Below are 25,567 nucleotides of genomic sequence, written 5' to 3'. Positions count from 1 at the left end.
TATTCATCTCGATAACGATTCTCATTATCAACTAAAAGAGTACCATCAGACGCGGAATAATAGAATAGAGAAATTCCCGACTCTTCAATGGACTATTTCTTCTGATGCAGATGACCGACCATACTTGGCGCTATGCCTTTATATTTCTTGAACAACCGGCTGAAGTAATACGGGTCTGCGTATCCGACGCTCTTCGCAACGGCCGATACCGAAACCTGCTCGGTCAGCAGCCACTCATGCGCTTTGTTCATGCGGAAATGAATCAAATAATCGATTGGTCCGGTGCCTGTATATTTGTGGAATAAATAAGAGAAGTATTTGGGCTTCAGTTGATAGCGCTCAGCTAGCCCGGCAAGCGTCAGCGAATCCATGAAGTGGTCATGAATATGTCCGAGCGCGTCGTCGATTACCGAGTAGCTGTCTTTGTTCTGGCGGTTACGCTCAGACTGAAGCAGCTTGGCTACGTATTGGTAGAACAACGACTTCTTCGCAAGCATTCCCATATTGTCAGGAGCCGAAGCGGCTTGAAGCAGCTGCTCTTGCAATCGCAGCAGCTCAGGATCTACCGTAACCTCCAGCAGCGTAATATCATGGTTACGCTCTAAGCTCCCCGGCACTGCTTCCGCCGTGTTTGGCATATAATGCACGATGTTATATTGAAAGCCGCTGTCTCCCACGATGATCTCAAGCCTTCTGCCCGCTCCCCCAATCAGTATTTTGCCGGGCTCCAGCCGGTAGCGCTCCTCGTCATCGAAGATAAATTCGGCAGCTCCGCTAAGGGCGCAAATAATCGCGCATTTCGAAGTCGGCTTGTCCACATGCCCGCTGTATACTTCGTTCGCTTCAAGCTGTGTCCGGTACACGCCAAACAGATCAACAGATGTATGAACAAACCCTCTTGCCAGCTCTTCATAGCTGTAGGCCATGTGTATCCACTCCCTTCATTCTCCCCATCATATAACAAAATGTACAAGCTTACGAGACGACTGGTCGAGCAGCCGAGAGAATCGAGAGTTGTACCCGCAGTGCGGCCCAGCACCATCTCTGTGGCCGAAAATTATGATATACTGTTTACTACATATACACTTATGAAAGCGCTAAGCTGATGGAGGAATAAAGGCAATGTCCGACAATAAGGAACACAATGATGACGAAGCGATTCAAAGCTTACCGGAGAGCGTCAAACTGAGCTGGGGGATTATTAAGCCATCACGCCGAGGGCCTAAAGGCGAGCTTAGCATTCCCTTAATCGTAGACACCGCTGTCGCGATTGCCGATCAAGACGGTCTGTCCGCCGTATCGATGAGCCGCGTTGCCGGAGCGCTCGGTTTCACTACGATGTCCCTTTACCGATACATAACCAGCAAAGAGGATTTGCTGCTTCTAATGCAGGATAGAGTCTGTCCTCCCCCACCTGAAGCGGATTCGGACGCGCCCAAGAAACATTGGCGCGAGGAAATGCAGGACTACGTGCAATTCTGTATCCTTGTCTTTCGGGATCATCCCTGGTTCGCCGATATCCCCATTCGCAGCGTCCCTATGATGCCCGGCAATCTTCGCATTATTGATTGGATGCTTCGCATTATGCGTGACTTCCCGGTTAATGATTTTGAGAAAATGTCTTTCGTGCTCCTGATTAGCAGCTATGCGAGGGCATGCGGCATGATTGCCAGAGATATGGATTTGGTCATCAAGGCGGGCGACAGCTTCTCGACTTTCAGCGGATTGAGCTACACGGCCGCATTGAAGCAGCTCATTACGGAGAGCAGCTTCCCGGACCTGCATCCGATCGTCATGTCAGGCGCCTATACAGGTGAGGTTGAGAGTCCGATTGGAGACGATTTGGCCTTTGGGCTGGAGCGTATACTTGATGGTATCGAGCAGTATCTTGAGGTACGACGTCAAATGTAAAAAAGCAGCGATTAGAGCTCATTGGCTCGAATCGCTGCTTTTTATTTTATCGCTGGCCGGCCTTCCGGCGGAACGCGAGCGTGCACCATATTAAGGCCAGTATCAGGATGGACGTGCACCAGCCGATCGCCCACCAGCCGTTGTCTCCGATCGGCGTGCCCGAGAGCAGTCCGCGAATGGTCTCGATGACCGGCGTGATCGGCTGATGATTGGCTAAACCTTGCAGCCATGAAGGCATCGTACTGGTCGGCACGAAGGCGCTCGACAGATACGGAAGGAAGAGCAGCGCGAAGCCGTAGCCGCTTGCGGCCGACGGGCTTCCGGTCACCAGCCCGATCGCGGCGAATAACCACGTGAACGTCAGGATGAAGAGGATGATGACGCCAAGCGCACCCGCCCACTCTAACACGCTTGCGTCCGAGCGGAAGCCCACGGCCAGCGCAACGCCGATGACGATACAGGTCGCAAGCAAATTACGGACCAGGCTCGCGACCACGTGTCCAACGACGACGCTTAGTGAACGAATCGGCATCGTGCGGAATCGATCGATAATGCCGTTCGTCATGTCTGTCGCGACATCGACTGCGGTGCTGGAAGAACCGAAGCCTGCGCACAACAAGATGATGCCCGGTACAACGTAATCGACATAGTCGCCCGAAGGGTCGATGGCCCCTCCGAACACATACGTGAACAATAACATGAGCATAACGGGGAGCATAATCGCCATCACCAGCGACTCGACGTTGCGCAGACTGTGACGGAGACTGCGTCCGATGAAGACAAGATTAGTCACGCCGAAGGAAGCGGGCTTCGGTGCCCGTTGCTGTAAGGTTCTCATGCCGGTGACGCCTCCTTCTCCATGCTCGTTAACGCCAAGAAAACATCATCCATGCTCGGCTTGCGGATACTGAGCTGCGTGCCTTCAGGGAAGGAATGAACGACACTTCCAAGCGTTTGCCACACATCAACGATGGTCCCGCTCGTTGGCAAGGTTCGAAGCAGCTCATTGTCCTTATTGCGCAGCTCGATGACTTCGCCGCCCACACGCGCCTTCAGCTCGGCCGCTGTCCCGGACGCGACTACTCGCCCATGGTTTATGACCGCGATCTGATCGGCCAACTGATCTGCTTCCTCCAAATACTGCGTCGTCAGGAAGATCGTGATCCCCTGTTCCTTCAACTGCTGAATATTCGCCCAGAGTGCGCGGCGGCTCACCGTGTCTAGCCCCGTCGTCGGTTCATCCAAGAACAGCACCGGCCGGTGCACGACAAGACTGACTGCAAGATCCAGCTTCCGGCGCATTCCCCCGGAATAGGTCTTCACGCGTTTGCCTGCAGCAGCTTCCAGATCGAAGCTTCTGAGCAGCTCCGCCGTGCGGACGCGGCTTTCCGCTGCTGACAATCCGGACAAGCGGCACATCATGTTCACATTCTCCGCCCCCGTCAACACCTCATCCACTGCAGCGAACTGGCCGGTCAACCCAATCGACTGGCGCACCCCTTTCTTATCTGCCACAATGTCATACCCTTCAATTCGCGCACTGCCGTCATCTGGTTCGATCAAGGTCGATAGAATATGAATAAGTGTCGTTTTGCCGGCACCGTTTGGGCCAAGCAGCGCGAAGATCGTCCCTTTCGCGACCGCCAAGTCGATACCGTCCAGCACCGTTTGACTGCCGAAGTTCTTACGCAGCCCGGCGGCTTCTATTGCAAGCTTTGCCATTTATCATCATCCCCTCATTAATTGTGTATTGTGTAATCAGTATATTATGTACACAGTTAATTTACAACAAGAAAAAAAGGCCCGGTGCATCTTTTCGGATACAACTTGGACCTTTCTTCTTAAAACCATCGGACTTGCTGTAATTGGTGAGTGTTAGCCATCAAATAATGAATAATTCAAATAAAATATTAATACCCACTTGACTGATTGGAATTATTGGATTAGTATCAACTCATGATCCTTTAGCGGTCATTATTTTAGCACTAAAGTAATTGCATATGCCGATTGGATAACCAAAGGCCACAACAGTTCCCTTCACTCGGGATGACGTTGCGGCCTTTTTTGGCGCTCTTAAGGAAGATTGCTGCGGAAAGGAGAACATGGTGGACACTGACATTACATGGGAACAGCTGGAGGAAATTGATTGGCTCTTTAGGCGGATGGTTCGAAAGTTTATTAAGGAACGTGACAAGGTCTCCATTGAAGGGATTGCATTACCCGGCATCCTTATCCTGCACAAGCTCGTCCGCGATGGACAGCAGAAGCTTGGCGATCTGGCGGAACAACTCGATTTGACCTCCGGAGCGATCACAGCACTTTGCGACAAACTCGAAGAGAAGAGCTTCGCGAAACGTCATCGCAGGACGGAAGATCGACGCACTATTTTGCTCGATATTACGGATGAAGGACGTGCCTTATTGGCACGGAATCAAGATGTTGGGAAACAGTGCATCACCCTCCTATTCGGTTCATTCACAAAGCATGAACTCGACGCACAGAAGACTACATACACCCAAATTACCGACAATCTGGAGCATTTCGCAGAGACAGTGCTAAGCCTCGTCAACAAACCTGCGAAACCGCAAGAAGACGACACCCCTAAGACTAAGCCGGCGCCGGTACAACCAAGCCGGTACCTGCATTACTAATCCAACTTATCAGAGGAGAGATGAACATGGGACACCCTACTATTCACCCGACAGGAACAACCGTCTACTTACCGGAGAAAGCATGGAGCGGATACACCATCTATCAAGCAGCTGAAACCGGCGCGCTTCTAATCGACATGAGCGGCAAGGAAGTCCATCTGTGGCAAGGACTCCGCGGCTTCCCGAACAAAATTCTGCCAGGCGGCTTCGTAACCGGAAGCACCAAGGAGAGAGATCCGAGATACGGCTTCCAGGATGAAGCTGACGTTGTGCAGGTAGATTGGGATGGCAATATCGTGTGGCGCTTTAACCGCTATGAGCTGATAGAAGATCCCGGCTACGAGCCGGAATGGATGGCCAGAGCACATCATGACTATCAACGCGAAGGCAACCCGGTCGGCTATTATGCGCCCGGACAGGAACCGAAGACTGACGGCGGGCGCACGCTCATCCTCGCCCACAAGAACGTCTCCAAGCCTGAAATTTCCGATAAAGTGCTGCTGGACGACACGATTATCGAGGTGGACTGGGAAGGCAATATCATTTGGGAGTGGGCGGTCAGCGACCACTTCGAAGAACTCGGCTTCGACGAGGCAGCGAAGAACGTCCTGTTCCGCGATCCGAATGGCCGCCATTTCGGCAATGATACAGGCGGCGATTGGATGCACATTAATTCCGCGTCATGGGTTGGCCCGAACAAGTTCTATGATGCTGGTGATGAGCGTTTCCACCCGGACAACATCATCTGGGATGCGAGAGAATCGAACATTACGGCCATTACGGATCGACAAACAGGCAAGATCGTCTGGCAGCTGGGCCCGGATTTCTCGAAACCGGAGTTCAAGCATCTCGGCTGGATCATTGGTCAGCATCACGCCCACATCATCCCAAACGGGCTTCCCGGCGAAGGCAATCTGCTTGTGTTCGATAATGGCGGCTGGGCCGGTTACGGTCTTCCTAATCCCGCTTCTCCTTATGGCCAGAAGAACGCGGTTCGCGATCACTCGCGCATTCTCGAAATCAATCCGGTTTCCCTTCAGATTGAATGGCAATATACGCCGACTGAAGCCGGCTACCTAGCACCACTTGATTCTTATCGTTTCTATAGCCCTTACATCAGCTCTGCACAGCGGCTGCCTAACGGCAATACGCTCATTACGGAAGGCGCCGATGGGCGAATCTTCGAAGTGACAAGCAAGCATGAATTAGTATGGGAGTACATTTCCCCTTATAAGAACAAACGCAATTCGAACATGGTCTACCGCGCTTACCGTGTGCCTTACGAGTGGGTACCGCAGCTGTCCAAACCGGAGGAAGAAGCGATCCTGCCGATCGATATCGCCGATTACCGTGTACCTGGCGCTGCAGCGAAAGGGTCCAGCTCCATTGTGACCATCGCAGGCACAAGTTCCTTCGAGGAAGGTGCATTCTGCGTAGCCAGTACAGACGAGAAACCGGCGGGACAGGATTCCTAGTTTGATTCCACAATAGAAAAGTGAGGGGTTCTACATGAAAACAGCCAAAAAGAATCGTTCCTTATACAGCTTACTGATAGCCACCCTATTATTAACGGTCGTGCTGAGTGCGTGCGGCAAGGAGAAAGCCGCGAATACGAACGCAGTACCGGCGAACACCTCCCAATCGGAGGCCGTGAAGTCTGATCCGGTCAAGATTAAGATTGCCGATATTCTGACCAATCCCGTATTCCGAATCGCTAAGAATAAAGGTTTCTTCGACAAGTATGGCATAGACGCGGAGATCATTACGTTTGCCACGCCGGCTGAAGGGATCAACTCCCTCTTCATCAAACAAGCCGATGTCGCCTTTGGAGCGGATTTCCCGGTCTTAAATGCCGTAAGTAAGGGTGATTACTCCATTATTGCAGCTACAGGGACCAATACGGATCTCGCCGCCTCCCAGTGGAAGCTATTCGTCAGAGATGACGTGAAGCAAGTATCCGATCTGGCCGGCAAGAAACTCAGTACATTGCGAGGAACGTTCCTCCCCTACTTGTGGGATGAATATCTGAAGGAGAATAACATTGCTCTGGAGGACACGAAGCAGATTGGGCAAGGCGGCTTCGACGAAGCCTATGTAGCGCTCAAGAAAGGGGAAATAGATGCAACTTGGATTGTAGGCGCCGCCATGATCGGCAAGTTTCAAGCCATCGAAGGGGTTCACGAGCTGACGGATATGTCCAAGACGAAGGTGCGTATTGGCGGCGGCATCGTAGCGCCGAACAGCTTGATTCAGGAGCATCCGCAGGCGATTTCAAACTTCTTGCTCGCCCTCGATGAGGCATCTGCATATATCACAGCCAATCAGGAAGAAACGGCAGATATTCTTTATAAAGAAGTGAAGCAGCCCAAGGATGCCACGATTCGCGATCTGCCGACGAACAACTGGGAGATTGGCTTCAAGCAAGAATCCTTCGAGAGCTTATCCAGTCAAAAAGCCTATATGGTCAAAGTCGGCATCATTAAAGAAGACTTCGACCTCACGGCCAAGCTGAGTCTGGATGGCGTGAAGCAAGCACTGCCGGACCGTGTTACTTACGGCCAATAAGGGGGAATAGCGATGTCCGCAGCAACTTCGTCTTCAACTTCTTCTACATCATCGTCTTCGTTATCCAACACCATTACGATAGAACGGCTGAACAAAAGCTACGCCGACCACAAACCTGGTGCCGTCCACTATATCATCAAAGATATAGACTTGGTCGTCAAAGGCGGAGAATTCTTCGTCCTGCTTGGCCCGAGCGGCTGCGGCAAGTCGACGCTGCTGAACATCATTGCAGGGTTCGTATCCAAGACCGGCGGCAATCTGCGCGTTGGCGATGTCGAGATCGATAAGCCCGGCCGTGAACGGGCGGTCGTCTTCCAGCAGGCCGATTCCTCCCTTTTCCCATGGCTGACCGTACGTCAGAACGTAGAATTCGGACTCAAAATGAAAAAGATGCCGAAGGAGCAGCGCAAAGTGATTTCGGATCGATTCATCAGTCTTGTAGGTCTATTCAGCCACGAGAATAAATTCCCTCGCGAGCTGTCCGGCGGCATGAAGCAGCGTGTGCAGCTGGCGCGCGTTCTGGCCAATGACCCTGCTATTCTGCTGATGGATGAACCGTTTGGGGCACTCGATGCCATGACTAGGCGGACGATGCAGAAGGAGCTCAGCCAAATTTGGTGGGAGACGGGCAAAACCGTTATTTTCGTAACGCATGATATCCAAGAGGCCATCCTGCTTGGCGGACGTATTGCCGTCATGTCTTCCGGACCGAATGCCAACATCTCGGATATCTATGACATCCCGTTAGCCTATCCCCGCGACGCGTCATCATCGGAATTTCAATCGCTGCACAGGCGCATTCAGTCTCACTTCGATGCTGAGCTTGAAGGAGGGCTGCACCCATGAAGCAAACATGGCGCAATAAATGGATTACCCTCCCGTTACTGTGGGTATTGGCATTCTTCGCCTGGCAGGTTGGCGCTTGGATCTATGGGCCGGAGATTATCCCCGGTCCCATAGCGACATGGCAAGGCGCACAGGAGCTGCTCTCCGACGGCTCTCTCATGAAGTATATCGGCATCAGCTTCTACAGAGTCTTTACCGGCTGGGCGCTCGGCAGTCTTCTCGCCATTCCGATTGGGCTGACGATTGGCAAAGTAACGGCCATACGCATTTTCGCAGAGCCTTTTCTCAACTTCATTCGGTTCATTCCGCCTATTGCCTTCATTACCTTGTTTCTGGTCTGGTTCGGGATCGGAGAGCAGTCGAAGATCGCCTTAATTATGTACGCGACTCTATTTATCGTCATCATGAATACGTTAACCGGCGTACTCTCCGTAGAAGAGGACAAAATACGTTCGGCACGCAGCATGGGCGCTTCCGAATGGCAGATTGTGCTGCATGTCGTCATCCCCGCGACCACCCCTTATATCTTCACCGGCATTCGGCTGGCTATGGGTACCTCCTATATGGCCATTATCGGTGCAGAAATGATAGCGGCGAATGAAGGCGTCGGCTTTCTGATTTGGAATTCCAGACTGTTCTTCCGTACGGATTGGATTTTTGTCGGCTTGATCAGCCTTGGCCTCATGGGGTTCATTACGGATCGGATAGTCGGATGGATTGGGCGAAAAGCTTTATATCGATATGGCGTGGTCAGCTCCGCACCGAACCGCCGATGATAACAAAAGCCGTGATGCTGACTGTGAGGTCAGTTCACGGCTTTGGGTTTGTCAACCATGAAGGGCTTCAGCGGCGCTTGTTACCGCACACCATTCTGGATGCCATGAATACGAGCAGGATCAACGCTAAGCTGAGGCCGAGTCCAATGCGTTCATTGCGATGCAGGAGCGCGCCGGAGATTGCGACCAGAATTAGCACCATTCCGATATAGGCACCATAGGGATGCGATAAGGCTCGAAGCTTGCCGCTTGCCGCTTCATAGCGGTTGCGGCTGCGTAATTTGAGCGAAGAAGCAAGAATGAGAATCCAGTTCAGAATGAGCATGGCCCCGGCCGCCGTACTCACATACTCATACATCGTATGAGGCAGCACGTACGAGCAGACAATGGTGACAGTCAGGGCAGCCGCTGTAATCCAGAGTGATTTTGCAGCGACGCCGCGAGAATTCAACTGCTTCAGTGAACGCGGGGCATCGCCATCCTCCGCAAGCGAGACCATCACCCGGCTAACACCGAATAACGCCCCGACCATGGTAGAGAATGCTGCGCTGATGATAACGAGATTAAACAGCGTGCCGAGATAGGGAATGTGAAAACCAGAAAGCGCCGTTACAAAAGGGCTGGTTGCGTCGTTGATTGCAGACGCCTCCGTCATTTTGAGTACCCCGAACAAGGCAAGCACGTAGACCACGACCAGCACCATCAGGAGCGTAAGCCCCGCCTTCGCAATCTCTTCCCCGCGCTTCAATTCCGAAGCCGTAACGCCGACGACCTCGATGCCTCCGAACGAGAAGAAGACAAAAATCATAGCAGACCACAGACCGCTAAAGCCGTGCGGGAACCAGTCATGCACCCCAATAGGTTGAATCGGCACTTGAGGCGAAGCAGCGATCAAACCACACAGGAACAGCACGCCAAACAAGATAAACAGGATTAGAATGGACAGCTTAATGACGGCAAACACCGACTCGGTGGCTCCGAAGTTACGCACACCCATGAAGTTAATGCCAAACCCAAGCACGGCATAGACCACGGAAAAGACGCCCAGCGGGATATTAGGGAACCAATATTGCGTGAAGGTAGACAGCGCTACGATTTCGCTGGACATAATTAATACGCCGGCCAGCCAGTAGATCCATCCGGACATGAAGCCCGCCGAGCGGCCAAAAGCCAATCTCGCATAGGTCCGGAACGAGCCCGGCTGCGGGTCGTTCACGGTCATTTCGGCCAAAGCAGCAAATACGATAAAAGTAGCAACGCCCGCAATGATGTAACCGATGAGCACAGATGGCCCCGCTATCCCAATCGACAGACCGCTCCCTAGGAAGAAGCCTGCTCCAATAATCGAGCCCATTCCGATCAGCGAAAGCTGCCACCATGCTAATCTTTTATGCATCCCAAGTACCCTCCACGTCTAATCATCGCATTAGTATGCTCTGGTATAGTGGAGAAGTTGCGGTGTATCGAGAGCGCATTGTTAGAGCACAAAAGCTAGGAGCATCCATACGAGATGATACATGGCGAGCAGAGCGTAGATGAGGGTCACGATGAGAATCCATTTCTTGATAAAGGACGATTCTGATACATTTTGTATCAAATAGAACAGAAGTAACGGCAACATAATCTTATACGCGTAGAAGACGGTCGGATCGGTCTCGTACAAATAAGCAGCAAACGGATTCGCTTCCCTGATCGCGCGCAATCGAATGCCCATATCTGTCGCGAATGCATCAAAAAAAGATAAAACAACCAGCCATGTCAACGTGCTTTTACCCGGACGCAAGCTCCTGATAGCAACTTTCGCTCGAGCGGGCATCGTACCACCTCCTTATTTTAGATACATATTGTATCATATTCTACCGAATAAATACACTCCCTTGCATCTAGCAAAAAAGAGCAGCAGCAACACCGTCGCTCTGCTCTTGTATGCTTCTCAATCTCTCGATGCCTCATACAGCTTCTGCGCCAGAAGTGCAGGCTGCGTTCTGAAGAAGGTCATATGATCGCCATGCGATCGAATCAGCCGGAACACGCCAAGTCGGCTCGACATATGCGGATGCCAGCCGTAGCCCTCTCCCTGCGGCAGCAAATTATCTTCCGTGAGATAGAGATAGCTTCTCGGGATGTTCAAACTGTAGAACTTCTTCAAGTCCAGCTTCTCAAAGGCAGGCTTCGCCGGCTCCGACTTCGCTTCGCTGTACAGCTGCTGCGCGAGCTTCAGGTCCGCCAAATTCGTGAACAGCTCGCGGAAGACCGGGAACGGCAGCACGAGCGCATCATCCGGCGAGGATTGTCTAAGCTGCTCGAACATTTGCTGCACAGGAGGCGGAAACTGATCCACCACCGATTGCCCGTCGCCAAGCACGAAACCATCCATAAAGACGAGCCGTTTGATGCGGTCGGGAACCTGCTCCGCCGTCTTCTGGATGACCGATCCGCCGAAGCTGTGCCCGACCAATATGATATCGCGCAAGTTATTCTTGATAATGAAATCCACTACCGCTTGCGTAATCATGGCATGCGTCACATTCTTGTTTGGATCGCTCCCATGGCCGGGGTACTCAGGGGTATATACGCGATGACCCATCCTGCGGAGCATGACGGCAACCCCATTCCAGAAGCTGGCATCCGCCCATGAACCGTGGACGAGAACGAAGGTAAGCGGCTGCTCGCGCTCCTTTGCTCTTTGCTCCATCACATGCTGCCAACCGGGAATCCACTCACTCACGCTATTCCTTATATCGAGATACATGACCTTTATTCCTTTCGTACATAGCATTGGTTTATAGCCTAGTCTATGTCCGAAGCGGCTTCGGGGTGCTTTACATGGCGGTACTTCCATTTGATATATGTACATTCAACCGACAATTAAATTCAGCTATAGTGAAAGAACAATAATCCATTCCAACAATTGAGGGAGCTATCCGATGGAAACAAGAACAAGTTGTTCGATTGTCGTTCAGGCCGACGAAGGCCGTTTGCAAGGCGTTGCAGTTGCACAGGAGACACCCGGTTACAGCGGAGCCGGTTACGTGAATGGCACGGAGAATGAAGGAGATTGGCTGGAGGTTGATGTACAGATTCAGGAGGGAGGCTTCTATGAGCTTAGTGTCCGTTATTCCGTACCGGACGGCTATCGCTCCAACGCGCTCCTCATCGATGGCAATTGCTACGGCTATGTAAGATCTCGTCCGACCGAAGGATTTGTAACGGAGCGTCAGTGCAGCGTTTTTCTAGAGGCTGGCACACATACGCTTGCCATGCTCAAAGCCTGGGACAGCGGCGTGGAAGTCGACTGTTTCCTGTTGTCCGCAGCGGACACGCCCGAGCTCAGCCGTACGCCGCGCCAATTGATTAACCCTAATGCTACGACAGAAACCGTGTCGCTGTGGAACTACTTGAACAGCCAGTTCGGCAGCAGCCTCCTTACGGGTCAGCATACCGCTTCGGGGTTTACACCCGTGAAGGAATTCACTTATATCGAGCGTGTGACCGGCAAACAGCCTGCCATTCGCGGATTTGATCTGATCAGCTATACGCATGCTACCGAAACAGCAGATCCAACCCCGCATAAACTGCTCGAAATTGCAGAGAACAAAGGCTCCATCGAATCCGCTATCGAGTGGACAACCGTGCATAATGGGATCGTAACCTTGACTTGGCACTGGTATGCGCCAACCGGCGGGACGGACAAAACGTTCTACACGAAGAACACCGATTTTAACCTTCCGCTCGCTTTGCAGTCTGATTCGCAAGAGCATCAGCTGCTGCTGGCTGATATCGATGCCGTTGCGGAGCAATTGAAGAAGCTGCAAGATGCCAATGTCCCTGTGCTATGGCGTCCTTTGCACGAAGCTGACGGCGCTTGGTTCTGGTGGGGAGCATTCGGTGCCGAGCCATGCAAGCAGCTATGGCGATTGCTGTACGATCGACTGACGAATCTGCATCAGCTTCATAACTTGATTTGGGTCTGGAATTCTCATGTGGAGGAGTGGTATCCGGGAGAAGGCGAAACCGACATCGACAGCTGCGACATCTACGCGCCGTCGGCCAATTACGGACCGCTGCGCAAGCCGTTCGAGCAAGTGGACGCGCTGGCCGGGGGCAAGAAGCTCATTGCACTCGGTGAGAACGGATCGATTCCGGATCCGGATCAGCTCCTCGCGAGCCGCACGCCTTGGCTGTGGTACATGACATGGGGCGAAGGCTTCGTGCTTGATGGTCAATCCACGACTGACGAACAGCTGAAGAAGGTCTATCATCATCCGAGCTGCATTACGCTTGATCGACTTCCGAATTGGAGAGATGTCGGTGAAGCTGGGGAGCAGCAATAGCTGAACAATAAGTCTCTGAGCGCGCCCGCTCGAAGTTAGGCTGAAGCGAAACCTACATTTGTTCAAAATGGTAGGTTTCGCTTTTTGCTTGCTATTAAGTCCCCTAATTCAATTGGAAAGTACCTAGGGAAATCAGATACTCTTCCCTTCCGACAAACCCCTTGTGATGTAAAAACTACACTTCAAACGGAGAATTTGTGGAAGTGTATGTAGTTAACGTGCAGCCCATACAATTGAACTACTGAAAATTAGATGTTTTCCGTACATATATAGATTTGACTTGTACTCCATACATTTCACATACCACGCGAGGCATGAAAAGCGAGATTGTATTGTACTCCGTGCATGCTAACGTCGAGTCATGCAGTAGGTGTGATCTCGTACCCTAACACTTTGGTACCTTTGCTCGAGATGACGGGACGAAGTTTACCTTGAAGACCAGTTTTCGGATATGGCATAGTGTCGTGCGATAATTGCGAAAATCTAACGAACTGTTAGGGCGTTAATAGGTCAATTTTCGGGGCAACGAAAATCTAACGAACCGTGGAGGAGGCCTTATTTGGGGATAATCCGGTCCCAAAAACTCAAAATCCACCAAATAGCCCCTCCACGGTCGTTCGTTAGCATTATTTCGGAGCCATCATTGGGCAAATAAGCCCCGTACGGCTCGTTAGAACATTCCGCACTCCTGAACTGCTCAGCCAGCAGCCCCTTCGGGGCTACGCAGTCTGCCCAAGAATTTCTCGGGCAGACAGGCTCCGAGCGCGCTCGGAGTTTTTTTTGCATCCGAGGTGGCGGCACTGTCACAGAATAAGAGCTTCAATTGTCTAAATAGATGTAATAACCAATTCGACTAGAATCCACGGGAGGAATCGATATGAACTTACGAATGAACGCATCCAAAGCCAACCCAACAGCTTACCAGGCGATGCAACAACTAGATGGAACGGCAAAGGAGTTAATTGCAGACAAGGTAATCTATGAGCTCATCAAAATCCGGGCTTCCCAAATCAATGGCTGCGCGTTCTGCGTGGATATGCATACAACCGATTTGCGGGAACATGGGTGAAAGCGAGCGTCGGCTAAACCTGATCGTCGTTTGGCGTGAATCTCCTCAATTTACAGAGAAGGAACGTGCCGTACTCGGATTGACCGAAGCGGTTACGCTGATCTCCGAAGGCGGCGTGCCGCAGAACGTGTACGACGAAGTCCTTAAGCACTTCGACGAAAGCGAGTTTGTTGCCCTGCTGCTCGCCATCAATGCAATCAACGGCTGGAACCGGATCGCGATTGCTACAGGCATGTACCCGGACTGTTTTGCGAAATAAGTGAACGAATCTGACAAGCCACCCCGCCACGGGTGGCTTTCTTTCATGCTCTTATCTTGATAAAATGCATCTAGAATCGGAGGGTGATGCGCCTTGACGTCGATCGATCACACGTTGGAAGCGGAACAATTATACCGCGAGCACAAGACGCTGCTTACCTCCATTGCTTATCGCATGCTCGGCTCAATGAGTGAGGCCGAGGATGCCGTTCAAGATGTGTTCGTCACGATAAGTAAGCTGGGCAAGCTCGATATGACTCATCCGAGAGCCTACCTGGTCAAAATGGTTACCAACCGCGTGCTCAATGTAATGAAAGCAGCGCCGCGCAATCGCGAGAGCTACACGGGCCACTGGCTGCCGGAGCCTGTCATCGAGCTTGGCACCGCGGCTGCGGATACGCCGCTTGCGCGCGTCATTCAGCAAAGGCTCCCTTATCGGGCAGCTCCACCTTGTATCGATCAGCGGCCAGCAAGGACTGCTTCTGCAGCGGGAGAATAGACCTCCCTTTGCGCTCGTGTTCGAACCGAGTGAGGATTTCAGCGCCATTAGAGCTGTTTATATGGTCTCTAACCCCGAGAAGCTTACGCGCATTAGCGGGCTTGATCAGAAACAGAGCTGCTGAGGTCACGCCTCGGCAGCTCTGCTTGGTTCCTATGGAATGCGGCTCTCGCTTAACGCCTGCACAGATTTCTCGATACGCCGCTGCCTGGTTTCGGCCGTCTTCGCACCGTCGATGGAAAGTACGATTCTGCGCTTGTTACTGTAAGACAAGCCGTCGAAGAATACGCGGGATGCCGGTGCATCGCCGAGCGCAGCAGCGAAATCTCCAGGCACTTCAAGCTCCCGAGGCTCGGTATCCAGCTCAAGCTCGACTTCAATTTCTTCTCCTGCCGCAACACCGGCGCCTTGGCGATGCTCCGCGCTGAGCGGAAGCATGAAGCGTCCGCCCATTGTAGCAACCGTACTGCGGTAACTATACGAGCCAATCTTCACCTTAACAGCCGGCTTCTTGCTTGTCCCAAGTGACACCACTACTTCACTCGGCACCTCAAGCCCGGTTGCGGTCTTGCCGCCAAGCTCGACTACCGTTCGAAATTTCATTCCCTTCGCCTCCTTATCATCCACTATTCTCTGACCGCCGCCTGCCGCTCCATCCTAGCAAACTGCAATATCGCAACTGCAGCCTGTTCCCGCCGAACTGCATCCTCGCCTCGCATCGCTGCTTTCAGAATGTCGAGCGCTTCCTGAATGGTCGCTTCGTCGACCAGCCTCGTTCCGGCTTGTTTGGTCATCAGCAGCCGTTCAAGCTGCTCCTTGCCAACCGCTCGCCCGAACATGCCAAGCTCCCCTTCCTGCTCCAGAAAACCAAGCAGCTCCTGATGCAGCTCTTCGCTATGCAAGCTTCGCAGCCAAGTCACGCCGCGCCTATGCCCGATCTGATCCTGCGCGTTGTCGAAATCATCGAGATAATAATAATCGCCGAGATCGCCCAGATACATGCGATCGCTATCCCTTACGATGATGTAATCGCCGTCCTGCATGACTTGCGCGAAACAGTAATGCGCCTCTGCTTCGCGTTCCAGCTCGGCTCCACCCAGCCCATAACCTTCAGCCAGCTTCACTTTCAGCTCTGTTTTGGTCATGTCGCTCATATCCCCGATGCCCGGTCTGCCGCAGCTTATATAATGATTTTCCACAAATTCAGATAACCCGTTCTTGCCTTCCGACTCCACCTGCATCCGAAACAACTGCATGTCGGTATCGCCCCTTTACACCATTATCCGGTTGCTTTACCATTCATACTATAGCGCCCTTTAGCACGGTTTGCCATTCATTCCGCATCATATCGATTAGGAGGCAATGAGCATGACAACAGCCATGAAAGAAGAGTTCGATCGACAAGGCTATTTCATTCTGAAGCAGCTTTATTCGCAAGAAGAGGTGCAAGCCTTAAAGGCGGAAGCAGCCGAGATTCTAGCAAGACATGATGTCGATAAAAGCGGCGTTTTCCTCGGATTAGCGTCCGAAAGCGAATTGTTCAAGGATGCCGCACGGACACCCGAACTGGCTCGCGCGTTGAAAGCGATCATCGGCGATTCCGTCCTATTCATGAACGACAAGGTCGTCTTCAAGAATGCGAGCACGGACTTCGGTTCACCTTGGCACCAAGACTATTCCTACTGGCACGGCAGTCACAAATTCTCCGTTTGGATTGCGCTTGACGATGCGACCCCGGCTAACGGCTGCTTGAGAGTGCTTCCCGGCTCCCATCGATCGACAGTCAGCCATGATGGTGACGCCGCGGATAACAACGGGTTCGTTCATCGCTTAAATGAGGATCAGATCGACGCTTCGCAGGTCGTCGATTTCGCTGCAACCAAGGGAGACGCCATCGTGTTCCACGATTTATTGCTGCATGCCTCGTATTCCAACACGTCCGGCGCAGACCGCTGGGCGCTTATCTCTACCTACAAAGACGGAACCCAGCCGGATCCCGAATATCCATGGGCCAAAGCTGCTTTCGCGCTGAAGTAACGCTCATCGCCGCCGCTGCCGATGCGGCTCATTCGTTAGTACCTCTTCTTATAATCGACCAAGTTGCGCAAATCAGCAGCCTTCCCGGACAAATACAGCTCCAAATTCGATAGGAACAGCTTCACGAGCCGCTCCCCGTTGCGAACCGTCAGCCCGCCGGCATTATGCGGCGTGAGAATCACGCTGGGCATCGCCCATAGTGGATGATCCGCGGGCAGCGGCTCCTCCTCGAACACATCAAGTCCCGCACCGGCGATAACGCCTTTATCCAGCGCCTCAACGAGATCCTCCGTTCTTACGGTCGCCCCGCGCCCCACGTTGATAAAATAAGCCGTACGCTTCATCACGGCGAAGCGTTCAGCATGAAACAGATGTTGCGTCTCCCCCGTGAGCGGCAAAATATTGACGACATAATCCGCTTCCCGCAGTGCATCATCAAGACGCGACGTCTCGTAAACGACGTCCGCTTCCGGCATCTGGCCGCCCGATCGGCGAACGGCAATGACGCGCATATCGAACGCGCGAGCGATCCGCGCCACTTCGCGGCCAATTTCGCCTGCGCCGACAATCGCTACGGTGCCGCCGTTCATCTCAGCAAGCGTATCCGGGCTTTCCCATAGGCCTGTCCGCTGATTGCGAACGGCCGCGGCAATGCCGCGCGACAGCCCGAGCATCATGGCGACTGCCGTCTCGGACACCGATCTGGCGTGCACGCCGCTGGCATCCGTCAGCAAGATGCCGCGTTCTTCCAGCCGATCTAGCGGCAAGCTGTCGATCCCCGACGACCAGCTCTGCACCCAGCGCAGCTTCGAGCCCTCCTGCAGCGCAATCTCTGTCACCCTCTTATCCCATCCGAGAATAATTTCCGCTTCGCGAAAATCTTGATCGCTCGCCGCGGACTTCCCGCCGAAAATAATCGCCGCACTCGGTGCCGCCTGTCGCACTGCCGCTTGCTGCTCCGAAGTAAGCTCTTGTAAACAAAGTATCGTTGTCATAAGTTAGAATGCCTCCTTGTTTGTTGTCCATTGTCTGCATTGTCTGCATTGCCTGCATTGTCTGCGTCAGCTCACAAACTCATGAATATGCTGGTTTCTCCAGAAATCCGAGAACCGCCCTTTCGCTTGCAGCAGCTCCTTAGGAGAGCCCATTTCCTGTACGCGTCCATTCTCCAGAAAAATCACGAAATCGACATCGCGAATCGTCGTTAACCGATGGGCAATGATGATTTTGGTACTAGCTCCCGCCCACTTCGGCAGATCACTCTGAAACATCGCTTCTGTCTCCACATCAAGCGCAGAGGTGGGCTCGTCCAGAATGGTGACCGACGCCCGCCGAAGAACAGCTCTGGCTATACCTATGCGCTGTCTCTGCCCATGGGATAGCTTAATGCCCCGCTCCCCAACCAACGTATCCAGCCCTTCCGGAAGCTCCCAAATAAACGCCGCTTGTGACAGCTCAGCAGCTCGAAGGATGTCCGCCTCCGTCGCATTCGCGAACCCAATCGCAATATTTTCCCGAATCGTGCCATCGAACAAATACACATCTTGAGTAACCGCGGCCAGCTGCCCCCGCAGCGATGCGATCGTAAACGCCTCAATTGGACGTTCATCCAGTCGAATCGAGCCGCCGCTCGGCTCATAAAACCGGTAGAGCAGTTTAATCAACGTGCTCTTCCCGCTGCCGCTTGGGCCGACCAGCGCTACGGATTTGCCAGCCGGAATCTCGAAGCTGACGTTATGAAGGACCGGACGATCCTCTTCGTAAGAGAAGGAGACATTATCGAAGCGAATGGAGCAAGGCTTTGCCGGAAGTACGTTTCCTCGATCCTTCACTTCAGGTGCCATCTCCATGACTGTAAGCAGATTCTCCGCTCCGGCCGACACTCTCTGCAGCGAGCTAATGATAGCGGTTATGCTGACGAAAGGCTCGCTAACCTTATCGAGCAGCGTAAGAAAGGCAATGATCGCACCAGGGCCAATATCCCCGTTCACCATCAGAACAGCACCAACGGTAATACCTAGTAGATACCCGATTTTCTCCGGAATGAGCCTTGTAAACTCGCGAAACGCCTCCATTTTCTCAACGGAAACCCAGAGCCGGATACCCTCCTTGCACACCTTCTCGAACCTCGCAAATACCGACTGCTCTAATTGATTCATTTTCACTTCTCGAATGCCCGAGAGTGTCTCATCCATATGGAAGAACACTTCGCCCCCGTTGGCCTGCTGTTCTGCAATGAGATCCTTGAATCTCCCTCGCATCACCAGATTGCTGAGCAGCTGAAACGGACCTACAAGAACTGCGATGGCTCCGAGCAGCGGATTAACCGTAAACAAATAGATGCCGACAGCGACGAATGATACGGGCAGTGAAATCAGTCGAAGCATATCGAATACGATAAAATGCTTGAACACTTCCAGCTCATTAAAGAGAATATTCTGCGTGTGAGCGCTGTGGGTGCGTTCATGGTACTTCAGCGATAGATTGGTTAGCTGCCGCAGTATGATCTGCCTCATTCTGAACACAATATTGGTGTTTACGACTTGGTTGCAAATCCTTGCTCCCAGCGAGAAGAACAAGCCTAGCATGACCATCACGGCTATGCCGATGATTAATCGGACAAGCTCTGCATGAGACAGCTCCGTGCCGCCGTCGAAGATCCTTCTGCTCAGCTCCGCGAGCAGGAGTGCAGCCCCCGTACCGCCAAGCTGCAGCACCAGAACGGCCAGATATAAATATTTGTAGCGCTTACAAAGCTCTAAAAATTGCCGGAATCCCTGTCTGCGAATCAGGCCCGTGACGCTCCTGGTCGATGTGCTCAATCCGTTACCTCCGTCTCTAGCTACTACTTTCTTGGGCATTTTCAAAAGAAATAGTTTACATTCCATGTAATATCTTTATACTTAATAAAGATCATCCATACATGCAGAATACCCCATATTAGGAGGAATTTGAAGTGAGTAAAGCAATCAAAATTGGCATTGTAGGTTACGGAAACCTCGGCAGAGGCGTTGAGAAAGCAATCGTTCAAAATCCAGATATGGAACTTACTGCGATCTTCACCCGCAGACAGCCTGAGCAAATGACCGGCGGAGAAGGCGTCCGCTTCGAACATATTTCGGCAGCTGAGCAATACAAAGGCATTATCGATGTTATGATTCTCTGCGGGGGTTCGGCTACCGATCTTCCTGAGCAAACACCTGTTATTGCAAGCATGTTCAACACGGTAGACAGCTTCGATACCCATGCCAAAATCCCTGAGTTCTACGAAACGGTCAACGCTGCCGCGCAGCAAGCCGGTACGCTCAGCATTATTTCGACAGGCTGGGATCCGGGTCTGTTCTCTCTTAACCGCCTTCTTGCAGAAGCGATTCTGCCGGTTGGTAAAGACTTCACGTTCTGGGGCAAAGGCGTAAGCCAAGGTCACTCCGATGCGATCCGCCGCGTACCCGGTGTCAAAGCAGGCGTTCAATACACCGTGCCTGTTCAAGAAGTCATCGATCAAATCCGCTCGGGTGAAACCCCGGAGCTGGCAACTCGCGACAAACATTTGCGTGAATGCTACGTTGTTGCTGAAGAAGGCGCGGATAAAGAAGAAATTACACAAACCATCGTGAACATGCCGAACTATTTCTCGGATTACAACACGACGGTGACGTTCATTAGCGAAGAACAACTGCAAGCTGAGCACCAAGGCATGCCGCATGGCGGATTCGTCATTCGCAGCGGGATTACGGGCGCTGGCACGAAACAAATCATTGAGTTCGGCCTTACGCTCGAGAGCAATCCCGAGTTTACGGCAAGCGTGCTGGTGGCTTGCGCGAGAGCGGGCTACCGTTTAAGCCAAGAGGGCAGCAAAGGCGCGAAGACGATCTTCGACCTGCCAATCGGCTACCTATCCCCGAAATCAGCTGAACAGCTCCGCCGCGAGCTGCTCTAGTTTCCAAGCTCTGTCAGCTACTATAAACCGCCTCTTCGATCACATTCGGAGAGGCGGTTTTTTCACGCCCAGCTAGGCCTCTGCATAGGATAATTCATGTTCAAAATGGAGGTTATCAATCATGAGCTCGCAAAATAAGTCCGTGCAACAAGAGCTAAAGCCGATCTATCAATGCGACTCCAAAGTTCATCACACGCTGCAATCCGTCAAAGATCATCTTCATCAGCTATGCGCGAATCACGCACACCGGCTGGTTAAGGTTGAAACGATGGACGGCGATGTGTTCGAAGGACATATCGTCCATTGCGACAGGAGTATTCTCTACATTTGCCTGTCGAATGAAGGCGCCCGTCGCGGTTTCTTCCCCAGCCCGGGTTTCCCGCCACAGCAGCAGACATACAGTAACGTAATCCTGCCTCTGGTTCTGTTTAATCTTCTGGCCATCTCGCTGCTTTAAGCTTGTAGTTTGCAGTCGACAGTCAACCACAAAGGAGTGATTAGCATGGCTTTTATGCCACCGGTCGGACCTCAGGGTATGCAGCAGCCCCCAAGTTCACCGCCGCCGCAAATGGTTCCTCCCAAACCCCTTACTACTTCGACGCTTGCTGTTGATCCGGGAGCGATCTCCCGCTGTATGTTCCGCCAAACCTATATATGGCCGCGCAGCGGGCAGGGCTTCTGGTTCTATCCGGTCTTCCTCGGTCGGACTTCGGTTTCCGGATTTCGTTGGAACGGCTTCTTCTGGATGTACACCGGCTTAGACCTTAACCGAATCGATGCCTTTACTTGTTTCTGAATCGCAAGATTGCTGAGCCCGGAAGCCCCTCGCTGCTCGCGTGCGGGAGTTCCCGGGTTTTTCATTGTCATGGAATCTGACAAGCTCGCTGCAAATACAATTTCAAGTGGAGATTGTTACGATGAAAGCAGGGATCTATGTAATGGGGAGCAAGCAAGAGTTTATCGTTGTGGTCGTACCGATGTCGGAAATCAAGAAGTTCGTCGTGATCGATATTATTGGAGGTACCGTATTGTACTATTTGATCAAGCTGCCCCTCCATTCCTTCTATGCAGCAATGGTGGGAAGCGCGGTTGGTCCGATGCTCATCCGCCGCTCCATGAGAGGCCCGAAGCCTCGTAAAAGATAGCCCTTCAGCATAGATGTCATATGACCTGCCATGACTATATGGCAGGTTTTCTCACATTTAGGTTATAAATGTATTTTATCAGTCCGCAAAGATTAATTAATTGGTATTCTATTAACCACGCGTTTACAATGTATAAAAATACAAACTTTCAGCAGAAAAATGCAAATTCGAGCACTTATCATCTAAAGGAGCGTTGGTTAAATTGATAACCGTTATACCTGATCAGCAATTGGCAGCGGCCGAGGAATACGTGCAATCCGTATACGAAACAATTGTTCAACGCAACCACCACGAGCCTGAATTCCACCAAGCCGTGAAGGAAATTCTGGATTCACTCGTTCCGGTACTGGCTCAGCATCCGGAGTATCAAGACAATAGCATTCTAGAGCGAATTACCGAACCTGAACGTGTCGTATCCTTCCGTGTACCCTGGGTAGATGACAAGGGGAAGGTGCATGTGAACCGCGGGTTCCGCGTTCAGTTCAACAGCGCACTAGGCCCGTATAAGGGTGGGCTGCGGTTCCATCCGTCCGTAAATGCAAGCATCATCAAATTCTTGGGCTTCGAGCAAATCTTCAAGAACAGCTTAACCGGCCAGCCGATCGGCGGCGGCAAAGGCGGATCGGATTTTGATCCGAAAGGCAAATCCGATTATGAAATTATGCGCTTTACGCAAAGCTTCATGACGGAGCTCTATAAGTATATTGGGCCTGAAGTCGATGTTCCTGCAGGCGATATCGGTGTGGGAGCACGGGAAATCGGCTACATGTTCGGGCAATACAAGCGCATTCGCGGCGGCAACGAGGCAGGCGTTCTAACGGGCAAAGGCATTGTCTACGGCGGAAGCCTGGCGCGTAAGGAAGCGACCGGCTACGGCTGCGTTTATTTCGTGAACGAGATGCTTGCAAGCAAAGGCTTGAGCTTCAAAGTCAGTACGGTAGTCGTATCGGGCTCGGGCAACGTCTCTATCTATGCGATTGAGAAGGCACAGCAGCTTGGCGCTAAAGTGGTTGCTTGCAGCGACTCCGGCGGTTATATCTACGACCCTGAAGGCATCAACCTTGATACCCTCAAGCAGTTGAAGGAACTGGATCGCAAACGAATCAGCGAATATGTGAAATTCCATCCACACGCTACCTACACGCCGGGCTGCGACGGCATTTGGTCCATTCCTTGTGACATTGCGCTTCCATGCGCAACACAGAATGAGATCGACGCGGCGTCCGCACAGCTGTTAGTAGATGGCGGCGTGAAGGCAATTGGCGAAGGGGCGAACATGCCGTCAACGTTGGAAGCCATTGATGTGTTTCTGAATAACGACGTTCTGTTTGGGCCTGCTAAGGCTGCAAACGCGGGCGGAGTCGCTGTATCTGCACTCGAAATGGCGCAGAACAGCATGCGACTGTCGTGGACCTTCGAAGAAGTAGACGCCAAATTGCATAGCATTATGAAAAATATCTATGATAACAGCGTCAAAGCATCGGTAGATTACGGACATGCCGGTAATCTGGTCTATGGTGCGAATATTGCCGGATTCATTAAAGTAGCCGACTCCATGATTGCTCAAGGCGTCGTATAAATCTTGGTCTAACCTAAATATACAAAAGGTCCCCAAAGTTGCCTCAACCAACTTTGGGGACCTTTTATTTAACCTTCGCCGAGCACGGCTCCGAACTGGTTCTTAAACATATTGGCATATACGCCCTGCTTCTCGAGCAGCTCTTCATGGGAGCCCTTCTCCATGATCGCCCCACGGTCAATGACCATGATCGTGTCGGCGTCACGAATCGTATTCAACCGGTGAGCGATCAAGAAGCTGGTGCGGCCATGCAGCACACCTCGCAGCGCATCTTGGATATGCAGCTCTGTCCGGGTGTCGATGCTGCTGGTCGCCTCGTCGAGGATAAGAATCGGCGGGTCGGCCAGAATGACCCTTGCAATGGCAAGCAGCTGCCGCTGACCTTGACTTAGGTTGCCGCCGTTCTCGGCGAGCACCGTATCATATCGCTGAGGAAGCCTGCGGATGAAGGAGGCGGCATTGGCCAGCCCAGCCGCTCGCTCCATCTCCTCATCGGTTGCGCTTGGCTTACCGTACTTGATATTCTCCCGGATCGTTCCGGAGAATAGATAGGTATCCTGCAGCACAATGCCGAACGCCTGCCGAAGACTATCCTTCGTATAATCGCGGATGTCGCGTCCGTCAATTCGGATGGAGCCGCCTGTCACATCGTAGAACCGATTTAGTAGGTTCACGATCGTTGTTTTGCCTGCGCCTGTAGGGCCGATTAGCGCCGTGCTTGTGCCCTCGGCGGAATCAAAGCTGATGCCCTTAAGAATCGGCACATCGGCGCGGTAACCGAAGGACACATTGTCGAAGACGACATGTCCGCGCGGATTGACGAACGTCTTCGCCCCCGGACGATCGGCCGGCTCCTCTTCTTCATCGAGCACCTCGAATACCCGCTCCGCCCCCGCTACGCCCGACTGCAGCACGTTGAACAAATTTGCAAGCTCGATGAGCGGCCGCACAAACTGGCGCGAGTAGCTGAGGAAGCTGGCGATAACGCCAACCGTAATATGTCCATTCACCGCCAGCATCCCGCCGACAATGGCTACGGACGCGAAGCCGACGTTGTTGATGACATTCATAATCGGCATAAGGAAACCTGAGCGAATTTGCGCTTTAATGCCAATCTCACGCAGCTCTTCATTCACCACCTCGAAGTCATCAATGACCTTGTCTTCGCGGTTAAACGCCTTCACGATCTGGATCCCCGAGATTGTTTCTTCAATATGTCCATTCAGCTTGCCGAGCTTGCTCTGCTGCTGCTTGAACAAAGGCCCTGTTGCACGGGCAATCGTCCGCGTCAGCAGGAATACGGCCGGCACCGTAATCAAGCTCGCCAGCGTCAGCACGGGGCTGAGCACCAGCATCATAACGAGCGCACCTGTAATGGCTACTGAACCCGTCATGACTTGAATAGCCGACTGCGCGATGGTATTGCTCACATTGTCGATATCATTGGACATCCGGCTCATCAGTTCCCCGTGCGTCCGCGTATCGAAGAAGCGGATCGGCAGCTTATGCAGCTTGGCGAATAAGGAGGTCCGCATGCGCCCAACGATACGCTGGGAAACGCCGGCCATCAGCCACCCTTGCAGGAAGGTCAGACCCCCATCAGCGATGTATGAAGAGACAAGCGCAATGAGCGCGATCTGAAGCAGTCCGAAATCGACCGGGCTGCCATCGTTCCCTGTGGACATGGCGTCAATCGCCACGCCAATGAGGTAAGGCCCAGCCAGTGTAATAAGGGCATCGATCAGTACGATGACGAAGATAATCGCGAGAAGCTTTCTTTCCTTGCCAAAATACGACCACAGCCGGCCCAGAGTCGCTTTCAAGTTCTTCGGCTTCACAACCGGCCCCCGGCCCATAAAGCCGCCTCGGCCCGGGACGTTCACGGCAGGCATTGGCGGTGGCGACCCCTGCGCTTGCGCTTGCGGTTTTCCCTGCGCCGGAGCACTCCCCTCAGGTC

The 25,567-nt window shown here is 52.6% G+C and carries 25 protein-coding genes and 1 pseudogene; 15 read left to right on the top strand and 11 right to left on the bottom strand.

Annotated features, from left to right (window positions below; translation table 11 throughout):
* Positions 1–92: 92 nt before the first annotated feature.
* On the bottom strand, positions 93–926 hold the full coding sequence (locus AC0YNS_RS25560) for a helix-turn-helix transcriptional regulator (RefSeq protein ID WP_475783756.1): 834 nt from the start codon (positions 924–926) through the stop codon (positions 93–95).
* A 196-nt stretch (positions 927–1,122) separates the two neighbouring features.
* Between AC0YNS_RS25560 and AC0YNS_RS25555 the strand changes: the two genes are divergently transcribed.
* A complete protein-coding gene (locus tag AC0YNS_RS25555; protein ID WP_475783755.1) occupies positions 1,123–1,911 on the top strand; it encodes a TetR/AcrR family transcriptional regulator in 789 nt (262 codons plus the stop codon).
* Between the two features lie 46 nt (positions 1,912–1,957).
* Here AC0YNS_RS25555 and AC0YNS_RS25550 read toward each other — a convergent pair whose 3' ends face one another.
* Both AC0YNS_RS25550 and AC0YNS_RS25545 read right to left on the bottom strand, forming a co-directional pair.
* Positions 1,958–2,749 carry an ABC transporter permease gene (locus AC0YNS_RS25550; RefSeq protein ID WP_475783754.1) on the bottom strand — a complete coding sequence of 264 codons (792 nt, stop codon included), beginning with the start codon at positions 2,747–2,749 and terminating at the stop codon, positions 1,958–1,960.
* Positions 2,746–3,633: an ATP-binding cassette domain-containing protein gene (locus AC0YNS_RS25545; protein WP_475783753.1), complete on the bottom strand. Its 888-nt coding sequence runs from the start codon at positions 3,631–3,633 to the stop codon at positions 2,746–2,748. Before AC0YNS_RS25545 ends, AC0YNS_RS25550 begins: the two co-directional genes overlap by 4 nt.
* A gap of 380 nt (positions 3,634–4,013) precedes the next feature.
* Here AC0YNS_RS25545 and AC0YNS_RS25540 point away from each other — a divergent pair, with 380 nt between their 5' ends.
* Genes AC0YNS_RS25540 through AC0YNS_RS25520 form a run of 5 tightly spaced genes read left to right on the top strand, consistent with a single transcriptional unit; the run spans position 4,014 to position 8,749 of the window.
* On the top strand, positions 4,014–4,562 hold the full coding sequence (locus tag AC0YNS_RS25540) for a MarR family winged helix-turn-helix transcriptional regulator (RefSeq protein WP_475783752.1): 549 nt from the start codon (positions 4,014–4,016) through the stop codon (positions 4,560–4,562).
* A gap of 26 nt (positions 4,563–4,588) precedes the next feature.
* Positions 4,589–6,037 (top strand): aryl-sulfate sulfotransferase, encoded by a 1,449-nt coding sequence (locus AC0YNS_RS25535; RefSeq protein ID WP_475783751.1) that lies wholly within the window; start codon positions 4,589–4,591, stop codon positions 6,035–6,037.
* Positions 6,038–6,071: 34 nt separating this feature from the next.
* Complete coding sequence (locus AC0YNS_RS25530) at positions 6,072–7,127, top strand: ABC transporter substrate-binding protein (RefSeq protein WP_475783750.1); 1,056 nt, start codon at positions 6,072–6,074, stop codon at positions 7,125–7,127.
* A gap of 12 nt (positions 7,128–7,139) precedes the next feature.
* Positions 7,140–7,973, top strand: coding sequence for an ABC transporter ATP-binding protein (locus AC0YNS_RS25525; protein ID WP_475783749.1), 834 nt, complete (start codon positions 7,140–7,142; stop codon positions 7,971–7,973).
* On the top strand, positions 7,970–8,749 hold the full coding sequence (locus AC0YNS_RS25520) for an ABC transporter permease (protein ID WP_475783748.1): 780 nt from the start codon (positions 7,970–7,972) through the stop codon (positions 8,747–8,749). Before AC0YNS_RS25525 ends, AC0YNS_RS25520 begins: the two co-directional genes overlap by 4 nt.
* A gap of 67 nt (positions 8,750–8,816) precedes the next feature.
* Here AC0YNS_RS25520 and AC0YNS_RS25515 read toward each other — a convergent pair whose 3' ends face one another.
* The 3 genes from AC0YNS_RS25515 to AC0YNS_RS25505 form a co-directional block, all read right to left on the bottom strand.
* Entirely contained in the window at positions 8,817–10,145 is a 1,329-nt protein-coding gene (locus AC0YNS_RS25515; protein WP_475783747.1) for an amino acid permease, read from the bottom strand.
* Between the two features lie 81 nt (positions 10,146–10,226).
* Positions 10,227–10,565, bottom strand: coding sequence for a DUF5658 family protein (locus AC0YNS_RS25510; RefSeq protein ID WP_475783746.1), 339 nt, complete (start codon positions 10,563–10,565; stop codon positions 10,227–10,229).
* Between the two features lie 117 nt (positions 10,566–10,682).
* Positions 10,683–11,477 (bottom strand): alpha/beta hydrolase, encoded by a 795-nt coding sequence (locus tag AC0YNS_RS25505; protein ID WP_475783745.1) that lies wholly within the window; start codon positions 11,475–11,477, stop codon positions 10,683–10,685.
* 199 nt (positions 11,478–11,676) lie between these two features.
* Between AC0YNS_RS25505 and AC0YNS_RS25500 the strand changes: the two genes are divergently transcribed.
* The 3 genes and pseudogenes from AC0YNS_RS25500 to AC0YNS_RS25490 all read left to right on the top strand — a co-directional run bounded on the left by AC0YNS_RS25500 (position 11,677) and on the right by AC0YNS_RS25490 (position 14,909).
* Positions 11,677–13,083, top strand: coding sequence for a glycosyl hydrolase (locus AC0YNS_RS25500; protein WP_475783744.1), 1,407 nt, complete (start codon positions 11,677–11,679; stop codon positions 13,081–13,083).
* 877 nt (positions 13,084–13,960) lie between these two features.
* Positions 13,961–14,411: pseudogene (locus AC0YNS_RS25495) on the top strand (carboxymuconolactone decarboxylase family protein).
* A gap of 93 nt (positions 14,412–14,504) precedes the next feature.
* Positions 14,505–14,909, top strand: coding sequence for a sigma factor (locus AC0YNS_RS25490; protein ID WP_475783743.1), 405 nt, complete (start codon positions 14,505–14,507; stop codon positions 14,907–14,909).
* 153 nt (positions 14,910–15,062) lie between these two features.
* On the opposite strand, the gene AC0YNS_RS25485 is transcribed toward AC0YNS_RS25490, so the two are convergent.
* On the bottom strand, positions 15,063–15,512 hold the full coding sequence (locus AC0YNS_RS25485; RefSeq protein WP_475783742.1) for a YdeI/OmpD-associated family protein: 450 nt from the start codon (positions 15,510–15,512) through the stop codon (positions 15,063–15,065).
* A gap of 23 nt (positions 15,513–15,535) precedes the next feature.
* Positions 15,536–16,165, bottom strand: a complete 630-nt coding sequence (locus AC0YNS_RS25480; protein WP_475783741.1) for a hypothetical protein — start codon at positions 16,163–16,165, stop codon at positions 15,536–15,538.
* A 112-nt stretch (positions 16,166–16,277) separates the two neighbouring features.
* On the opposite strand from AC0YNS_RS25480, the gene AC0YNS_RS25475 reads away from it, so the two are divergent.
* Entirely contained in the window at positions 16,278–16,946 is a 669-nt protein-coding gene (locus AC0YNS_RS25475) for a phytanoyl-CoA dioxygenase family protein (RefSeq protein WP_475783740.1), read from the top strand.
* A 35-nt stretch (positions 16,947–16,981) separates the two neighbouring features.
* Here the strand turns inward: AC0YNS_RS25475 and AC0YNS_RS25470 are convergent, their stop codons facing one another.
* Positions 16,982–17,941, bottom strand: a complete 960-nt coding sequence (locus AC0YNS_RS25470; RefSeq protein ID WP_475783739.1) for a D-2-hydroxyacid dehydrogenase — start codon at positions 17,939–17,941, stop codon at positions 16,982–16,984.
* Between the two features lie 66 nt (positions 17,942–18,007).
* Complete coding sequence (locus AC0YNS_RS25465; RefSeq protein ID WP_475783738.1) at positions 18,008–19,768, bottom strand: ABC transporter ATP-binding protein; 1,761 nt, start codon at positions 19,766–19,768, stop codon at positions 18,008–18,010.
* A gap of 134 nt (positions 19,769–19,902) precedes the next feature.
* Here AC0YNS_RS25465 and AC0YNS_RS25460 point away from each other — a divergent pair, with 134 nt between their 5' ends.
* The 5 genes from AC0YNS_RS25460 to gdhA all read left to right on the top strand — a co-directional run bounded on the left by AC0YNS_RS25460 (position 19,903) and on the right by gdhA (position 23,610).
* On the top strand, positions 19,903–20,886 hold the full coding sequence (locus AC0YNS_RS25460) for a diaminopimelate dehydrogenase (protein WP_475783737.1): 984 nt from the start codon (positions 19,903–19,905) through the stop codon (positions 20,884–20,886).
* A 121-nt stretch (positions 20,887–21,007) separates the two neighbouring features.
* Complete coding sequence (locus AC0YNS_RS25455; protein WP_475783736.1) at positions 21,008–21,343, top strand: hypothetical protein; 336 nt, start codon at positions 21,008–21,010, stop codon at positions 21,341–21,343.
* 45 nt (positions 21,344–21,388) lie between these two features.
* Positions 21,389–21,682, top strand: a complete 294-nt coding sequence (locus AC0YNS_RS25450; protein ID WP_090984054.1) for a transporter — start codon at positions 21,389–21,391, stop codon at positions 21,680–21,682.
* A gap of 121 nt (positions 21,683–21,803) precedes the next feature.
* A complete protein-coding gene (locus AC0YNS_RS25445) occupies positions 21,804–22,031 on the top strand; it encodes a hypothetical protein (RefSeq protein WP_475783735.1) in 228 nt (75 codons plus the stop codon).
* A 202-nt stretch (positions 22,032–22,233) separates the two neighbouring features.
* Positions 22,234–23,610, top strand: a complete 1,377-nt coding sequence (gene gdhA / locus AC0YNS_RS25440) for an NADP-specific glutamate dehydrogenase (protein WP_475783734.1) — start codon at positions 22,234–22,236, stop codon at positions 23,608–23,610.
* 68 nt (positions 23,611–23,678) lie between these two features.
* Here gdhA and AC0YNS_RS25435 read toward each other — a convergent pair whose 3' ends face one another.
* Positions 23,679–25,502, bottom strand: coding sequence for an ABC transporter ATP-binding protein (locus tag AC0YNS_RS25435; RefSeq protein ID WP_475783848.1), 1,824 nt, complete (start codon positions 25,500–25,502; stop codon positions 23,679–23,681).
* Positions 25,503–25,567 lie beyond the last annotated feature (65 nt).

This window comes from Paenibacillus sp. J22FR21 (assembly GCF_056269135.1).
This window is presented reverse-complemented; position numbering and strand designations above follow the sequence as displayed.

Excerpts from the sequence above, each read along its gene's own strand:
- AC0YNS_RS25560 (WP_475783756.1), bottom strand. The coding sequence starts at position 926 with ATGGCCTACAGCTATGAAGAGCTGGCAAGAGGGTTTGTTCATACATCT.
- AC0YNS_RS25555 (WP_475783755.1), top strand. The coding sequence starts at position 1,123 with ATGTCCGACAATAAGGAACACAATGATGACGAAGCGATTCAAAGCTTA.
- AC0YNS_RS25550 (WP_475783754.1), bottom strand. The coding sequence starts at position 2,749 with ATGAGAACCTTACAGCAACGGGCACCGAAGCCCGCTTCCTTCGGCGTG.
- AC0YNS_RS25545 (WP_475783753.1), bottom strand. The coding sequence starts at position 3,633 with ATGGCAAAGCTTGCAATAGAAGCCGCCGGGCTGCGTAAGAACTTCGGC.
- AC0YNS_RS25540 (WP_475783752.1), top strand. The coding sequence starts at position 4,014 with ATGGTGGACACTGACATTACATGGGAACAGCTGGAGGAAATTGATTGG.
- AC0YNS_RS25535 (WP_475783751.1), top strand. The coding sequence starts at position 4,589 with ATGGGACACCCTACTATTCACCCGACAGGAACAACCGTCTACTTACCG.
- AC0YNS_RS25530 (WP_475783750.1), top strand. The coding sequence starts at position 6,072 with ATGAAAACAGCCAAAAAGAATCGTTCCTTATACAGCTTACTGATAGCC.
- AC0YNS_RS25525 (WP_475783749.1), top strand. The coding sequence starts at position 7,140 with ATGTCCGCAGCAACTTCGTCTTCAACTTCTTCTACATCATCGTCTTCG.
- AC0YNS_RS25520 (WP_475783748.1), top strand. The coding sequence starts at position 7,970 with ATGAAGCAAACATGGCGCAATAAATGGATTACCCTCCCGTTACTGTGG.
- AC0YNS_RS25515 (WP_475783747.1), bottom strand. The coding sequence starts at position 10,145 with ATGCATAAAAGATTAGCATGGTGGCAGCTTTCGCTGATCGGAATGGGC.
- AC0YNS_RS25510 (WP_475783746.1), bottom strand. The coding sequence starts at position 10,565 with ATGCCCGCTCGAGCGAAAGTTGCTATCAGGAGCTTGCGTCCGGGTAAA.
- AC0YNS_RS25500 (WP_475783744.1), top strand. The coding sequence starts at position 11,677 with ATGGAAACAAGAACAAGTTGTTCGATTGTCGTTCAGGCCGACGAAGGC.
- AC0YNS_RS25485 (WP_475783742.1), bottom strand. The coding sequence starts at position 15,512 with ATGAAATTTCGAACGGTAGTCGAGCTTGGCGGCAAGACCGCAACCGGG.
- AC0YNS_RS25480 (WP_475783741.1), bottom strand. The coding sequence starts at position 16,165 with ATGCAGTTGTTTCGGATGCAGGTGGAGTCGGAAGGCAAGAACGGGTTA.
- AC0YNS_RS25475 (WP_475783740.1), top strand. The coding sequence starts at position 16,278 with ATGACAACAGCCATGAAAGAAGAGTTCGATCGACAAGGCTATTTCATT.
- AC0YNS_RS25470 (WP_475783739.1), bottom strand. The coding sequence starts at position 17,941 with ATGACAACGATACTTTGTTTACAAGAGCTTACTTCGGAGCAGCAAGCG.
- AC0YNS_RS25455 (WP_475783736.1), top strand. The coding sequence starts at position 21,008 with ATGAGCTCGCAAAATAAGTCCGTGCAACAAGAGCTAAAGCCGATCTAT.
- AC0YNS_RS25450 (WP_090984054.1), top strand. The coding sequence starts at position 21,389 with ATGGCTTTTATGCCACCGGTCGGACCTCAGGGTATGCAGCAGCCCCCA.
- AC0YNS_RS25445 (WP_475783735.1), top strand. The coding sequence starts at position 21,804 with ATGAAAGCAGGGATCTATGTAATGGGGAGCAAGCAAGAGTTTATCGTT.
- AC0YNS_RS25435 (WP_475783848.1), bottom strand. The coding sequence starts at position 25,502 with ATGCCTGCCGTGAACGTCCCGGGCCGAGGCGGCTTTATGGGCCGGGGG.